Consider the following 15,268-nt stretch of genomic DNA (forward strand, 5'->3'; position numbering starts at 1 on the left):
ATATAAAAATAAAAGTGATGAAAAAAGAAACTTAAAATAAGATTAAAAAGTGAACATATCCAACAAAAAAGAGTAAAAAATGAACACAAGAATCAACTATTTTTTGAACTTTAAATACAAAATAAATGGTAAAAATCCACTAAAAATTAAATTACTTTTTTTATTTTAAACAATAGATTAAGTATAAAAGACTAATTATAAATTTATTAAACAACCCCTACCACATTAATCAAATCCTGCATAGCATATATAAAATAAAATGAACAAAAATATATCTTTTTTATAGATTACTTATACAATTGATGGAAATCCTAGGCTTTGAACTATAACAAGGCACAGGATTTATCGTTTTTATGAGGTTCTTTAAATATGCTAAAAGCACAAAAACTTACATTAGCAGTTCTCATTTCTGCGGCAATAATTTCCTCAGCTCAGGCAAGCGAGCAAAGTGAGGCAAAAGGATTTGTTGAAGATGCGAACGGTTCTATTCTCTTCCGTACAGGTTATATTCAACGTGACAAGAAAAATAACGTTGAAGATGACAGTTCATTTGTTCAATCAGCAATCGTTACACTAGATTCTGGCTTTACCAAAGGTATTGTTGGTTTCGGTGTTGGCGCTGTGGGTGATTTTTCATTCAAAATTGGTGCAAATAACAATAACGGCAACCAAATGATTCCTCGTTACAATGGCGTACGTGAAAATCCGTATGATCAATGGACACGTGGTGGCGGTAGCGTAAAGGCTCGTTTCTCAAATACTACTGTACGTTATGGTACTCAAGTACTTGATTTACCTGTTCTTGCAAGTAACACTGCTCGTATGGTTCCGGAATATTTCACAGGTACATTGTTAACCAGCCATGAAATTAAAGATTTAGAAGTAATTGCTGGTAAATTCACTAAAAACCAATATTCTGACCAAATTGCGACTGACCAAAATGGTTTAGATCGTGCCGTGGTTTGGGGTGCAAAATATAAGTTTGATGATCAACTTAATGGTTCTTACTATGGCGTTGATGTAAAAGACAAACTTGATCGTCATTATGTCAATGTGAACTACAAGCAACCCCTTGCTAATGACAGCTCACTTACTTATGACTTCAGTGGTTATCACACTAAATTTGATAAAAATGCATCATTGTCATACGCAACTGGCCCAGCTGGTGAAGACAAAACCAATAATATTTGGGCAGTTTCAGGAACTTATGCGACTGGTCCACATAGTGTGATGTTAGCGTACCAACAAAACAGCGGTAATATTGGTTATAACTATGGTTCAAACCAAGACGGCGGTCAAAGTGTTTATTTGCCAAACTCTTATTTGTCTGACTTCATTGGTAATGATGAAAAATCTGCACAAATCCAATATAACCTCGACTTTGGTAAGTTAGGTGTATTACCAGGTCTAAACTGGACTACTGCTTATGTGTATGGTTGGGATATCAAAACGTCTAACGGTGCAGATGACTCAAGTGAAAGCGAATTCTTCAACCAAGTAAAATACACAGTTCAAAGTGGTTTTGCCAAAGGTTCAAGCTTACGCTTACGTAATTCAATCTACCGTGCTGACGATGCCTATACTGCAGACTATATGCCTGACACTAATGAATGGCGTATCTTCCTTGATATTCCTGTGAAATTATTCTAATTCACAAATCTATCAAGTATAAAAAAACCTACGTCTGGCAACAGATGTAGGTTTTTTATTAAGCTCAAAATATCAATTCAGACATTCTAAGCTTATCAATTAAAGCTTATTTAGCAGCTTCAATTGCTTTTAATACTTCTGCTTTAGCAACATCAGCACCTTCCCAACCACTGATTTTTACCCACTTACCTGGTTCCAAATCTTTATAGTGACTGAAGAAATGCTCAACTTGGCTAATCAATAACGGAGGAAGATCTGTATATTCCTTCACGTCTTTGTAAAGTGGAGATAATTTTTCGTGTGGAACAGCGATTAATTTCGCATCAATACCACCGTCATCTTCCATGTTTAATTTGCCCACTGGACGGCAACGAATTACAGAACCAGCAGCAACAGGATGTGGAGTTACAACAAGTACGTCTAGTGGATCGCCATCTTCAGACAAAGTATTTGGAACATAGCCATAGTTCGCTGGATAGAACATTGCTGTACCCATGAAACGGTCTACAAACAATGCATCAGAATCTTTATCGATTTCATATTTAATTGGTGCTGCATTTGCAGGAATTTCAATGATGACATAGATGTCATTTGGCGCATCTTTACCTGCTGGGATATTGCTGTAACTCATATCAATACTCTTTCGTTATGAAGTCAGATGTAAAATCCACTCGATTATAGCGTGGATATCATCAAAATGATGCCGATTATACAATGGGCACACGCGAAAGTTGATATGAATGATGACAGAATGACACTCAAGTCAGTTTTATCGTGACCACTAACAGAAAGATTGGACACAATATCGATAAGAACCAAACAATCGAGCGTAAAGTTGCCCAGTTACTTAAATAGCAGATGCCATAAATAACTCTTAAAATAATATATGCCCAACCTAATCTCAGAATAAAATATTCTGGAACAACCATATATTCAGCCATTAAAATAGCAGTTAAGAATAAAGGTAGGCTTTCAAAGCTATTTTGTTGTACAGCATTAGCGCGAGCAGCAAGCCCTGTTGTTTTAGCCAAAAAAGCTCTCGGATTTTGATTATCGACGGGCTGGAAACCACCTGTAAATTTTGCAATTACGGTAAATGCGTATGGCAGCAAACATGCCACTAAAATAATATAGATAATGCCGCTGATGCCCTGCATAGTGCCATCCATCACTGAAAATACTGTTGATCATGCTATCATAACATTGCGTTTTTACCTGAAATTTTATGCAATCACTTGTCATCACTGATTAATAGGGCCATGTATGCAACAACCTGATCAAAAAGAATTGTTTGAAGTCTTAGAGAAGCAAAAACAAAATCAACTTCAGGTAGACCGTATATTAAAAATCGTACTTCCTATTGTGGCTTTTTTATTGAGTGTGATTTGTGCAAATCTAAATTGGCAATCGACACTGGGCACCTTTGTTATTTTAACAATTACTTTTATTGCAGTCGGTATTAAACGACTTCCTTTATGGCATTGGTTAATTGTGATTACCCTATATTGCCTAGCAGATAATTATTTAAGTTATGGTCAGCTCGATTTAACTCATCTGCGTTTACAATTGGGCACAATGCTAGTTTTTGTTGGGATGGTGGGAATTGGTCGTCCTTACATAGACCGCTGGTTTATGAAGAGCCACAACAAAATGTAAAAACAAAAAAAGCGCCCTAAGGCGCTTTTTTATTAACTTTTTAGGCTGGCTTACGTAAGTCTTTACGTAAGATTTTGCCTACGTTTGATTTAGGTAATTCATCCATAAACTCAACATAACGAGGGCGTTTATAACCTGTTAAGTTTTCTTTAGCAAAGTTCAAAATTTCTTCGGTCGTTAAGCTTTGGTCTTTTTTCACGATAAAGAGTTTTGGCACTTCACCTGATTTTTCATCAGGAACACCAATTGCTGCAACTTCCAATACTTTTGGATGTTTAGCAATAACTTCTTCGATTTCGCTTGGATAAACGTTAAAGCCAGAAACCAAAATCATATCTTTTTTACGGTCTACAATTTTAGTATATCCACGGCTATCCATAACACCGATATCACCCGTACGGAAGAAACCGTCTGCAGTCATGACTTTCGCAGTCTCATCAGGACGGTTCCAATAGCCTTTCATGACTTGAGGACCGCGAATCGAGATTTCGCCTTGCTCACCTAAAGCAACTTCTTTACCGTCATCATCTAAAATAGCAACTTCTGTTAAAGGTAATGGAATACCAATTGTGCCGCTAAATTCAGTAGATGCAGGAGGGTTTGCAGTCGCTACCGGAGAAGTCTCAGACAAACCATAACCTTCAATAATGGTTGTACCAGTAATCTTCTTCCACGCTTCTGCTGTAGAAGGTAGAACTGCCATACCACCGCCCATCGCCATTTTTAAATTGCTATGGTCAAGTTGTTTAAATTCTTCATTGTTTACTAAAGCATTAAATAATGTATTTACTGCTGGGAAGAATGATGGCTGATATTTACGTAATTCATTAATTACCGCTGGTAAATCACGTGGGTTCGGAATCAAGATATTTGCCTGACCTTTATACATACCGTACATCGCGCAAACCATGAACGCAAAAATATGATAAAGCGGTAGTGCGCAAACAATACGGTCGCCTTTAGCACCATCATTTGCACCAAATTTACTTTGGAAGATACCATCACACTGTAAAAGGTTGGCAACCAAATTAAGATGTGTTAATTCCGCACCTTTTGAAACACCTGTAGTACCACCCGTATATTGAAGCACGGCAGTATCACTTAAAGTTAAATTTGGACGCTTATAATTACTCGGACTTACTTTATTTAATGCTGTATTAAATTTAACGTACCCTGGAATATTCCAAGCAGGAATTTGCTTACGTACTTTACGTAATACGAAATTTACTAATGTACCTTTAAGCGTACCAAGCATATCTCCTACTGTCGCAACCACAACATGCTTCACAGGAGTTTTACCTAAAATGCTTTGGTAAACACTGGCAAAGTTTTCGATAATCACGAGTACTTCTGAACCCGAGTCATTTAATTGATGCTCAAGCTCACGCGCAGTATAAAGTGGGTTTACATTCACTAATACTAAACCTGCACGTAACACAGCTAATGCAACTACAGGATATTGCAATACGTTTGGCATCATCACTGCCACACGAGTTCCCTTTGCTAACCCCAAATTTTGCAAATAGGTCGCGAACTTACGGCTTGCAAGTTCCAACTCGTTAAATGACATCGCTTTATCCATAAAGATAAAGGCATCACGAGAACCAAATTTTTGGAAATTACTCTCAAAAATATCAACAAGAGAGGTATTTTCCGCAGGCAATGCTACTGTTTCTGGAATCCCTGTTTTTTGGTATTCTGCAAACCAAATCTTTTCCATAATGCCATTATCTCCGATTCGTAATCCTTAGTAATAACTGTTATTCAATGCCCCAGCTATTCTTTAGCTTCTTGGTGCCAGAACATATTTAAAACTTATTGGCACATTCATGACACTTTCGAACAAGATTATGAGACAGAAGTTTTGACAATTTGACCCTGTCAAATTTTTTGCATGGAGTACAAATTGCGTACTCCAAATTGCTGTCCTTTTAATCGTTATCCAATACCAATAAGTTCAGTTCATTGCTTGAACTTATTGCCATATATAGCGTATTTATGTTGCCCGACGCTAGCTTTATCTCTGAATCAACAGTTTATTTGCTTTTTGATATCCACGTGGTAAGAGGTGACCTTTTGAAGCTCGTTTACCCATGTATTTCTGTAGATCATCACCTTTTAATTTTAGATGTTGTTGACCTGCAACCACCTGAATTATTTCATCTAAGTTCAGGGTTGTCATGGATAAAATCTGCTCTTTCGCTTCAAGTTGTATCAACTTATTACCTTTACCCTTATTTAAATTTGGCAGTTCTAATAAATCAATAATCAGGAGTCGACCTGCTGAGCTGAGTACAGCCAAATGTGTCATGTTTTGGGCAGATATTAACGGTAGTGCTTTTGACTTTTCAGGTACCGACAAGAAGCTTTTCCCTGCCTTAGCATTGGTATCTAACTGTTTGACTTGAGTTTTAAAACCATAACCTGATGAGCTAGCAGCAATAAGTTCTGACTCTTCATCATCTAAATAGACCTGAATAAACGCAACTCCACTTGCAGGAGCAAGTTTTGAACTTAATGGCTCGCCTAAACCTCTTGCTGATGGCAAACTGCTAATAGGCAAGGCATAACTACGCCCTGTCTCATCAAGGAAATAAATTCGTTGATTGGTTTTGCCCACCGCATGACTTAAATATTGGTCACCAGCACGATAGTTTAAATTCTCTGCATCAACATCCGCACCTTTTGCAGCACGAATCCATCCCGCTTCAGATAAAACCACCGTTACTGCTTCAGCCGGCATTAAATCTTGTTCTCTAATTTGAACAGCTTCAGCACGTGCAACAATTGGAGAACGGCGTTCGTCACCAAACTTTTTCGCGTCTTCTTTTAATTCGCCAATAATCAGGTTTTTTAAAGATTCTGGGTTTTCTAATTGTTCACGAATAATCGCTGCTTTTGCTGAGAGCTCATCCTGTTCTTGACGGATTTCCATCTCTTCAAGTTTTGCTAAATGGCGTAACTTGAGTTCTAAAATTGCTTCTGCTTGTATCTCATCAATTTTGAAATGATCCATCAATACAGGTTTAGGCTGATCTTCTTCACGAATAATACGAATAACTGTATCAATATCGAGATAAGCAATTAAAAGGCCTGCCAAAATATGTAGGCGTTTTTCAATTCGGTTTAAATGATATTCCAAACGGCGAGTAACCGTTTTTTTACGGATCTCAATCCACTCAAGCAAGATACGTCGAATCGACTTAACCTGAGGACGACCGTCCTCACCAATCATGTTTAAATTAACACGGTAGCTTGATTCTAAATCGGTAGTCGCAAATAAGTGGCTCATCACCGCTTCAGCATCAATACGGTTAGAACGAAGTACAATCACGAGTCGTGTTGGGTTTTCATGATCCGACTCGTCACGCACATCCACCACTAATGGTAGCTTTTTGGCCTGCATTTGGTCGGCAATTTGAGTGATCACCTTAGAACCCGATACTTGATACGGCAATTCGGTAATCACGATTTCATTTTTTTCGATGGTATAAACCGCTCGCATGCGGTAACTACCACGTCCAGTCGTCTGGATTTTGAGTAATTCTTCTGGCGGAGTAATAATTTCAGCTTTGGTTGGTAAATCTGGCGCTGGAATATATTCAGCCAATTTCTCGTCTGATGTTTGCGGATTACGAATTAAGGCAATTGTTCCTTTAATCACTTCACGCAAATTATGTGGTGGAATATCAGTCGCCATACCAACGGCAATACCGGTTGTACCATTCAGCAGAATATTAGGAACTCGTGCTGGCAAAGTAATCGGTTCTTTTAATGAACCATCAAAGTTATCTTGCCATTCACTCGTGCCTTGTCCTAACTCACTTAGTAATAACTCACTGTAGGCAGAAAGTTTTGCCTCGGTATAACGCATCGCAGCAAAGGATTTAGGGTCATCTGGTGAACCCCAGTTCCCTTGACCTTCAATTAAAGGATAACGATAACTAAATGGCTGAGCCATCAACACCATGGCTTCATAACATGCTGAATCACCATGCGGATGATATTTACCTAGTACGTCACCTACAGTACGGGCCGATTTTTTTGGCTTACCACTGCTTTTTAAGCCCAACTCGCTCATGGCGTAGACAATACGGCGCTGTACAGGTTTTAAGCCATCACTGATATGTGGCAATGCACGGTCCATGATGACGTACATGGCATAATTCAGGTAAGCCTGTTCAGTAAATTCGGCTACAGAGCGGTTTTCTGTCGCTTGATGCGCAAGGCTGGTCATAGTCAGCTTATCTTCCAAATCAGTCGTTATTTTAAATGAGTCTTATGCTAAGTGGGCTATGTTACAGACACAAGAGGGACTCTGTCACCTGAGCGTCAAATTATGTCTCATCTCTCTATATTTTTAGTTACTTGCTATAAAGTTAGGCAAAACTAGAGGCCTATCGACTCTAGTCTTTTACCTTGTGTTTCTTCACCTAATATTAAAATTACAGCTGCAACCAAAAGTAAAACAATAGTAAACATTATAAAAACATGGCTAAACCCATTTTTGGAAACCATCATATGAGTGACGACTATCGGCGCCAAAATTCCACCTAAACGGCCCATTGCCGATGCCCAGCCCGAACCAAAAGCCCGAATGTTGGCTGGATATTGCTCTGGTGTATAGGTATATAACACTCCCCATGCACCCAAATTAAAGAAGGACATGAGACAACCCCAAAACATAATGCTATTTACACTATCGGCTTGTCCAAAGAAATATGCAGACAAGGCACAAAAACCGATAAATGCAGCGAGTGTAATTTTTCTACCCAATCGCTCTACAAACCATGCCGCTGCCAAGTAGCCTGGTAGCTGCGCCAAAATCATAAGCAAAACATATTCAAAAGATTTAACGATGTCATAGCCCTGTTTCACTAATAAACTTGGCAGCCACGTAAAGATACCGTAGTAGGAATATACAATTCCAAACCAGATGAGCCAAAGCATTAAGCTTCTGCGAGCAAATTGACCACTCCAAAGTTGTTTAAAAGAGACTTTTTGTCGCATGGCTACAGGCACGACTTCAATGTGGTGAACAATTTGAACGCCTGCTTGAGCTTCTAATTTTTGAACCAATGCATGTGCTTCTTCAACACGTCCACGGTTAATCAGGTAAGGTATAGATTCAGGGAGTTTTTTCCAAATGACTAAAATATAAATCAGTGGGAGGCCACCCATAAGGAATGCAATGTGCCAACCAAATTTAGGAATAATAAAATAAGAAATGAGTGCAGCAACTAACCAGCCCAAACCCCAAAAACTTTCGAGTAGAACGATAAAACGACCACGTACATGCGCAGGTATGTATTCGCTCACCAATGTCACTGCAACGGGTAACTGTCCACCAAGCCCAAGACCAACAATAAAACGGAAAATTAATAACCACTTTAAGTCTGGAGCAAAAGCACATAAGGCAGTGGCAATGCTATAGATCGCCATGGTCACTGCAAATATTGTCTTTCGGCCAAAGCGGTCTGCTAAAGCTCCCGAACAAACAGCTCCAATAGCCATTCCTACAAAACCGATACTCACAATCCAACCGCTTTCGGCTGGTGTTAATGCCCAGTCTTTAACAAGCGTTGTCATAATAAAAGCAATGATCCCTGTGTCCATCGCATCAAACATCCAACCTAAACCAACCACCCACAGTAATGTGTAGTGAAATTTGCCAATTGGAAGATTTTGTATACGTGAAACCAGATCCATAGGAAAAACTCTACTGGAAAAAATAAGTGAGCAAGACAATATATTTAATTGTTATATCATGCTCACATCGAATTCTGCATGATTAATGTTCGTCAGTTGAAGAAGCCGATTCTGCATCATCATCTTTATAAATAAATTTAGGCATTTCTAAGCCAAAATAGATCGCAATCAGACGTAAGGTAAAGCCAAAAATTAAAGTTGAAATAACGGTTAACTCTAGGCTTAATCCTAAATCCTGACAAACCCAGTAACAGATGACTGCTACAAAAGAGATACTCGCATAGAGTTCACGGCGGAAAACGAACGGGACATCGTTACATAAAATATCACGTAAAATACCACCAGATACTCCAGTCAACACTCCAGCTACTGCCGAGACGACAAAACCATGTCCCATTTGTAAGGCAATCTGGCAACCAATGATCGTAAAACCAATCAAGCCTAAAGCATCGAGCACCAAAAAGATGTTATGTAAATGACGCATCCATTTGGCAATAATAATCGTGACAAATGCAGCACAGCATGTCAGAACCAAGTACTCAGGATGTTTTACCCAAGTTAAAGGATAGTGACCAAGCAATACATCTCGCACCGAACCACCACCTAAAGCAGTTACACAGGCAATCAGTACGACACCGAACCAGTCCATACTCCGTCGACCAGCAGACAATGCGCCTGTCATAGCTTCTGCAGTAATCGCAATAATATAAATAACGGTGAGTAACATCGCCCTTTCCCTCAGGCCAAACAGTGAGCGTATTTTAAGATAAACTTACAGAAATTGTGCACAGCATTGCTTAAATTTTTTTCCTGAACCACATATACAAGGTTGTTTCATGGTGACCTGCATATCGACCGTTGGGTCGAGGAAAAACCATTTTTGCTGGTGATAAACAAAATGTGAAACCTCGTGGTGAATTTGGGCTTTTTGCCCATCATGATAATGAGCCTTGAACTCAACCTGTGCATGAGTTTTATCTAATTTTTCGTTGGCATTAACCACCTCTAAACCCAACCATTGATTTTGTTTGCTCCACTCTGCAATGCTATCTTTATGAAGTGCTGTTTGCTGACCTAAAGCAGTCGTTTGCACAATATAATCAATTTGCTGTAATGCAAAAGCGCTATAACGTGAACGCATAAGCTGCTCTGCCGTTAGTGCTTTGGCTGTGCCTAAATGTAAAGGCTCACAACATTGGGTATAGCTGCCTTTTCCACATGGACAAGTTTGTTGGGTCATTTAGTGCTTCTCAAATAAAAAAAATAGCTCAGAGTTGAGCTATTTTATGATGTTTCTAGACTTAAAACGTCATTTAATCTTTTGATTCATCTTGCTCGATAGAAACAATATGAACTTTCTCAATTTTATGACCTTCCATCGTAATCACTTCAAAGCGATAACCGTCTGCCTCAACAGCTTCACCATTTTCCGGTAAACGGCCTAAATGGAATAACAAGTAGCCCGATAAAGTTGAATACTGTTCACTTTCGTCAACGAGATCACGACCTAATAAAAGTGATACATGGCGAATATCAGTTGAGCCTTCAAGCATTAATGAACCATCTGCCAAGCTTTCAGCAGCAGCGTCTAACTCATCTTCATCTGGGAATTCACCAGCAATCGCTTCTAAAATATCAATTGGTGTTGCGATACCTTCGATGGAACCATATTCATTTAATACGATAGCCATTTGTAAAGGTGCTTGACGCAATTGCTCCATCACCATAAGCACTTGAGCATTTTCATGCACAATCACAGGTTCACGTAGATGCTTTTGGAAATCAATTACACCTGTCTCAATAAAGTTATTTAAAACTTTATGCGTAAGCGCGATACCTTCAATATTATCAAGCTCACCACGTGCAACGATCAAACGAGAATGTGTCATTGACATTAAACGTTCTTTTAAAACTTCAGGTTCATCGTCTAAGTCAATCCACTCAAGTTCAGGGCGTGGAGTCATAACAGACTTTACAGGGCGCTCTGATAAACCAAGCACACCTTGTACAAGCACACTGTGATAAGCGCCATTTTCTTCGTCAAAAACCTCATCTGCAAAAGCTTGTGTCGCCAATACATCTTCTTTATCAGAAGATTGAGTATCTGGAGAACCACTATTTTTGCTGCCTAACATACGTAAAACCGCAGAGGCAGTGCGATAACGCAAGTCTGTGGTTGTAACTAGCTTTTCCTGATTGCGGCGCATGCTCTGATTGATAACTTCCACTAAAACTGAGAAGCCAATTGCAGCATATAAGTAACCCTTCGGAATATGGAAACCAAAGCCTTCCACCACCAAAGAGAAACCGATCATCATTAAAAAGCCAAGACATAGAATGACAACTGTTGGATGTTTATTGACAAAGTCCATGAGGGGTTTGGATGCCCACAACATGATACCGACCGCAATAACAACCGCAACCATCATCACTGACAGCTCTTTCACCATACCAACAGCTGTAATCACACTGTCTAATGAGAATACGGCATCCAGTACAACAATCTGGACAATAACCATCCAGAACGCTGCATGAACAGGATTATCTTCTTTATGGAGTTGTTTTCCTTCCATTCGTTCATGCAATTCCATGGTGCCTTTAAATAATAAGAACACACCACCGAACAACAAGATCAAATCACGACCAGAAAAAGGATGATCAAAAATATGGAAGAGTGGCTCAGTCAGTGTCACGACCCAAGCAATTGAGGCTAAGAGTACAAGACGCATTCCTAACGCGAGCACCAAACCGATTATACGGGCTTTAGCTCGTTGCTCTGGCGGTAATTTCTCAGCCAAAATCGCAATAAAAACGAGGTTATCGATCCCCAATACAATTTCAAGAACGATTAAAGTTGCTAAACCCACCCACGCAGAGGGATCAGACATCCATTCAAAGATCATCGATCCTGCTCCTGTGTTGTTTGAATTTTATCTTTATTTGGCAACACAACAGGCGCGCCTTCACAAAGTGAGGAAAATGTTTTTTTAAGACAAGAAATTAAAACGGAGCGACTACAACCACTACCCATATTTGTTCATATGTTGTTAAACGAATTTTTAGTATAGGCAAGATTTAACATAAATTCATCATTTTTATTTGTTCATGATTAGCATTCACCAAACCCATACAAAACATGACTCTTTCTTATAAATCTGCTTATAAAGTTGTCATATCTTTTGCTTAGTGTAGACAAGAAATATGAACGTGATAAGGTGAAAATAAAGCAATGAATAGCGTATTAACAATGGCAGTAAATGATTCACCAATAACAGCTGTAAAAACAAAACAACCTCTTATTGCATTATATTGTGGTTCACGTGCAGGAAATAATCCAATTTACCGAGAAAAAGCAATTGAACTTGCTCATGGAATTGCTGACCAAGGTTTTGGTTTAGTCTACGGCGGTGCCAGTATCGGCTTAATGGGACAAGTCGCAGATAGCGTTCTCGCAAACGGCGGAGAGGCTGTCGGTGTAATCCCTGAATTTATGCTTGATTATGAAGTCGCACATGCAGGTCTAACTGAATTACATGTGGTCGAAACTATGCACGAACGTAAAGCCATGATGGCAGAACGCGCGAGTGCATTCATTGCATTACCAGGTGGTTTAGGGACATTTGAAGAAATATTGGAAATTGCTACTTGGGGCCAACTCAACCAACACCAAAAGCCCATGATTTTATATAACGTAAATGGCTTTTATAACGCACTTATTGCCCAATTAGACCATGCAGTTCAAGAAGGTTTCCTTCCCCTTCAGCACCGAGCTAAATTAATTGTATGTGATGATGTTGATCAAATTTATAACGTCATTAAAAACTTAAAAATGCCAAAAAGATTTGTTGTCTAGTTATCCACCTACTCTATTTAAAAAAGCGGTTCTGCCGCTTTTTTTTGTTTTAACTATTTTCATCTCTACCTTCAAAAGAACTTAGATTTAGTAAAGGGGTATTCAACATTGGCTTACTTCTTTTAAATTCAATTTGTTTTACACTAGACCAAAACGTTAATTTTCAAATGTTATGAATGCCACGCCGACTCACCAAGCCTTGCAACCCGAATATCGCTTACTCGTTCTTTTGGTTTCTATTGGCTTTTTTATGCAGGCCTTGGACACAACCATTGTAAATACTGCTATTCCTGCAATGGCTCATCATCTAAATGAAGACCCTTTACGCATGCACAGTGTAGTGGTGGCCTATGTATTATCGGTTGCTGCCTGTATTCCTCTAAGTGGATGGTTAGCAGACCGCTTTGGTGTTAGAAATATTTTCTTGTCGGCAATCGTAATTTTTACTCTGGCTTCTTTAGGTTGTGGTCTTTCTCAGAGTCTCAATCAGCTGTTATTTTTCCGAGTCATCCAAGGCGTAGGCGGAGCCTTACTACTTCCTGTTGGCCGATTATCACTTTTAAAAATTATTCCTCGAACTCAGTTCTTAGCTGCGATGAGCTTAATGAGCCTTGCAGGTTTACTCGGGCCTTTGGCTGGTCCAACTTTGGGCGGATGGTTGGTTGAAGTTGCAACTTGGCATTGGATTTTTCTCATCAATATTCCTATGGGTATACTTGGCATATTAATGACACTAAAAGTCATGCCAAATGTAAAAGAACCTTCAGTCAAAACATTCGATTTGGGTGGCTTCATCTTATTAGTCGTGGCCATGATTGGATGGTCTTTAGGGATCGAACACCTAGCCTCACCTGAATATTCAAAATGGTTTAGCATTTCATTATTAGTCGTCGGAATAATCGCAACACTATGGTATGCCTACCATTCACATACTCATCAAAATGCATTATTCCGCAGCCGACTCTTTAGAAACAAAATTTATGCGATTGGTATTTTAGGTAATTTCTTTGCTCGCTTTGGTGGTAATGCTTTGCCTTTTGTTTTACCACTCATGCTACAAGTTGCTTTTGGTTTTGAACCCTTTATTGCAGGTTTAATGATGATTCCCTTGGTCTTGGGCTCATTATTTTCAAAGCCAATTGTCAGGCCTATTATTCAAAAAATTGGCTACCGACGTTTTTTACTCATTAACACAACATTAGTTGGGCTATGTATTGCCTCTTTTGCAATCATGACCGTCGATACTCCAACTTGGTTTAGAGCCTTGCACTTTTTCTTGTTTGGAACATTAAATTCACTGCAATTTGTTGGCATGAATACATTAACCTTGAAAGACTTGCCTCAACAAGATGCGAGTAGCGGTAATAGTTTCTTGTCGATGATCATGATGCTATCAATGAGTATTGGTGTTGCACTGGCAGGTACCCTCATTAATATTTTTACTAATTATTATGGTTCAGACCACGTGACAACAGCGTTTCATGTCACTCTCATTTGTCTCGGTTGTATCAATGTCATTACTGCTTTTATTTTCTGGCAAATTCCAAAGGATACGCCTGTATAAGCAGTTGCATTTTTAGCATGGTTTCTCGCTCGCGAATCACGCTATGATGTCGACTTCAAATTTTAACGAGTTTTGAATGAGCAAACTGGCTAAAACTTTTTTCACATCACGGCACAATACCCTAATCGGAATTGGCTTAGCTTGTGTTATGGGAGTCTTAGCTTATTTTGGTCTGTTCTATCAACAAAAAGCTGTTGCGCAGGATTATCCGGTGCAAGGGTTCGATGTTTCTCATCATCAAGGAGATATTAACTGGAAAAAAATATCACCGGAAAAATTTCAATTCGTCTATTTAAAAGCGACTGAAGGCGGCGATTACAAAGATTCAAAATTTCAGGAAAACTGGCTCAAGGCACGTGAACATGGGTTTAATGTGGGCGCTTATCACTTTTATCGTCTATGCCGTGATGGTAAAACGCAAGCGGATAACTTTATTGCGACTGTACCCAACAAAGCCGATGCCCTTCCTCCTGTTATCGATCTAGAATATGACGGTAACTGTATTAATGCACACACCAAAGAACAATTACTTAAAGAAATAGGCATCATGCATGACCGCTTAAAACAGCACTATGGCAAACAGCCCATCTTTTATATTTCCAAAACTTTTTACCACATTGTATTAATAGGAAGTTTTCCTAATACACCGCTTTGGGTTAGAGATTACGAAGGAAAACCTGAGCTGAAAGACAAAAGAAAATGGCTCTTTTGGCAACATAGTAATCAAGGTAAAATTGAAGGCATGACAAAACCAGTAGACCTAAATGTTTATGAGGGTTCAGTCAAAGAATGGCATCATTTTTTACAGCAGCAAGGCATCGTGAAAGCACAATAAT

General features: G+C 39.0%; 13 protein-coding genes. 5 read left to right on the forward strand and 8 right to left on the reverse strand.

All coding sequences use genetic code 11. The features are described 5' to 3' along the window. Positions 1-369 precede the first annotated feature (369 nt). Positions 370-1,650, forward strand: coding sequence for an OprD family outer membrane porin (locus AAC388_RS17155; RefSeq protein ID WP_206224520.1), 1,281 nt, complete (start codon positions 370-372; stop codon positions 1,648-1,650). Between the two features lie 106 nt (positions 1,651-1,756). On the opposite strand, the gene ppa is transcribed toward AAC388_RS17155, so the two are convergent. Then, a complete protein-coding gene (ppa, locus tag AAC388_RS17160; protein WP_002121243.1) occupies positions 1,757-2,281 on the reverse strand; it encodes an inorganic diphosphatase in 525 nt (174 codons plus the stop codon). 127 nt (positions 2,282-2,408) lie between these two features. Further along, entirely contained in the window at positions 2,409-2,807 is a 399-nt protein-coding gene (locus AAC388_RS17165; RefSeq protein ID WP_002121258.1) for an MAPEG family protein, read from the reverse strand. Positions 2,808-2,913: 106 nt separating this feature from the next. Here AAC388_RS17165 and AAC388_RS17170 point away from each other — a divergent pair, with 106 nt between their 5' ends. Continuing rightward, positions 2,914-3,306 carry a hypothetical protein gene (locus tag AAC388_RS17170; protein WP_014208156.1) on the forward strand — a complete coding sequence of 131 codons (393 nt, stop codon included), beginning with the start codon at positions 2,914-2,916 and terminating at the stop codon, positions 3,304-3,306. A 40-nt stretch (positions 3,307-3,346) separates the two neighbouring features. On the opposite strand, the gene AAC388_RS17175 is transcribed toward AAC388_RS17170, so the two are convergent. From AAC388_RS17175 to AAC388_RS17200, 6 genes are all read right to left on the reverse strand, one after another. Next, complete coding sequence (locus tag AAC388_RS17175) at positions 3,347-5,026, reverse strand: long-chain-fatty-acid--CoA ligase (protein ID WP_320561882.1); 1,680 nt, start codon at positions 5,024-5,026, stop codon at positions 3,347-3,349. Between the two features lie 297 nt (positions 5,027-5,323). Continuing rightward, positions 5,324-7,543 (reverse strand): DNA topoisomerase IV subunit A, encoded by a 2,220-nt coding sequence (gene parC, locus AAC388_RS17180; RefSeq protein ID WP_032037746.1) that lies wholly within the window; start codon positions 7,541-7,543, stop codon positions 5,324-5,326. Positions 7,544-7,695: 152 nt separating this feature from the next. Next, a complete protein-coding gene (locus AAC388_RS17185; RefSeq protein WP_032037750.1) occupies positions 7,696-9,015 on the reverse strand; it encodes an MFS transporter in 1,320 nt (439 codons plus the stop codon). A gap of 82 nt (positions 9,016-9,097) precedes the next feature. After that, entirely contained in the window at positions 9,098-9,742 is a 645-nt protein-coding gene (locus AAC388_RS17190) for a trimeric intracellular cation channel family protein (protein ID WP_002121256.1), read from the reverse strand. Between the two features lie 45 nt (positions 9,743-9,787). Further along, complete coding sequence (locus AAC388_RS17195) at positions 9,788-10,255, reverse strand: YchJ family protein (protein WP_017400146.1); 468 nt, start codon at positions 10,253-10,255, stop codon at positions 9,788-9,790. A 73-nt stretch (positions 10,256-10,328) separates the two neighbouring features. Then, entirely contained in the window at positions 10,329-11,918 is a 1,590-nt protein-coding gene (locus tag AAC388_RS17200) for a TerC family protein (protein ID WP_342370973.1), read from the reverse strand. Between the two features lie 326 nt (positions 11,919-12,244). Here AAC388_RS17200 and AAC388_RS17205 point away from each other — a divergent pair, with 326 nt between their 5' ends. From AAC388_RS17205 to AAC388_RS17215, 3 genes are all read left to right on the forward strand, one after another. After that, the gene (locus AAC388_RS17205; protein ID WP_032012517.1) at positions 12,245-12,868 is read left to right on the forward strand and encodes a TIGR00730 family Rossman fold protein; all 624 of its coding nucleotides are present in this window, start codon (positions 12,245-12,247) and stop codon (positions 12,866-12,868) included. 172 nt (positions 12,869-13,040) lie between these two features. Further along, positions 13,041-14,432: a multidrug transporter subunit MdtD gene (gene mdtD / locus AAC388_RS17210; RefSeq protein ID WP_320124817.1), complete on the forward strand. Its 1,392-nt coding sequence runs from the start codon at positions 13,041-13,043 to the stop codon at positions 14,430-14,432. Positions 14,433-14,508: 76 nt separating this feature from the next. Next, a complete protein-coding gene (locus tag AAC388_RS17215) occupies positions 14,509-15,267 on the forward strand; it encodes a GH25 family lysozyme (protein WP_342370974.1) in 759 nt (252 codons plus the stop codon). The last annotated feature ends 1 nt before the right edge of the window (position 15,268 follow it).

This window comes from Acinetobacter sp. D009 (genome assembly GCF_038562025.1).
Classification (GTDB): Bacteria; Pseudomonadota; Gammaproteobacteria; order Pseudomonadales; family Moraxellaceae; genus Acinetobacter; species Acinetobacter pittii.

What these genes read in the sequence shown, in the direction of transcription:
- AAC388_RS17215 (WP_342370974.1), top strand. Translation starts at nt 14,509, where the DNA reads ATGAGCAAACTGGCTAAAACTTTTTTCACATCACGGCACAATACCCTA.
- AAC388_RS17175 (WP_320561882.1), bottom strand. Translation starts at nt 5,026, where the DNA reads ATGGAAAAGATTTGGTTTGCAGAATACCAAAAAACAGGGATTCCAGAA.
- AAC388_RS17205 (WP_032012517.1), top strand. Translation starts at nt 12,245, where the DNA reads ATGAATAGCGTATTAACAATGGCAGTAAATGATTCACCAATAACAGCT.
- AAC388_RS17170 (WP_014208156.1), top strand. Translation starts at nt 2,914, where the DNA reads ATGCAACAACCTGATCAAAAAGAATTGTTTGAAGTCTTAGAGAAGCAA.
- AAC388_RS17200 (WP_342370973.1), bottom strand. Translation starts at nt 11,918, where the DNA reads ATGATCTTTGAATGGATGTCTGATCCCTCTGCGTGGGTGGGTTTAGCA.
- ppa (WP_002121243.1), bottom strand. Translation starts at nt 2,281, where the DNA reads ATGAGTTACAGCAATATCCCAGCAGGTAAAGATGCGCCAAATGACATC.
- parC (WP_032037746.1), bottom strand. Translation starts at nt 7,543, where the DNA reads ATGACCAGCCTTGCGCATCAAGCGACAGAAAACCGCTCTGTAGCCGAA.
- AAC388_RS17190 (WP_002121256.1), bottom strand. Translation starts at nt 9,742, where the DNA reads ATGTTACTCACCGTTATTTATATTATTGCGATTACTGCAGAAGCTATG.
- AAC388_RS17165 (WP_002121258.1), bottom strand. Translation starts at nt 2,807, where the DNA reads ATGCAGGGCATCAGCGGCATTATCTATATTATTTTAGTGGCATGTTTG.
- AAC388_RS17195 (WP_017400146.1), bottom strand. Translation starts at nt 10,255, where the DNA reads ATGACCCAACAAACTTGTCCATGTGGAAAAGGCAGCTATACCCAATGT.
- AAC388_RS17155 (WP_206224520.1), top strand. Translation starts at nt 370, where the DNA reads ATGCTAAAAGCACAAAAACTTACATTAGCAGTTCTCATTTCTGCGGCA.
- AAC388_RS17185 (WP_032037750.1), bottom strand. Translation starts at nt 9,015, where the DNA reads ATGGATCTGGTTTCACGTATACAAAATCTTCCAATTGGCAAATTTCAC.
- mdtD (WP_320124817.1), top strand. Translation starts at nt 13,041, where the DNA reads ATGAATGCCACGCCGACTCACCAAGCCTTGCAACCCGAATATCGCTTA.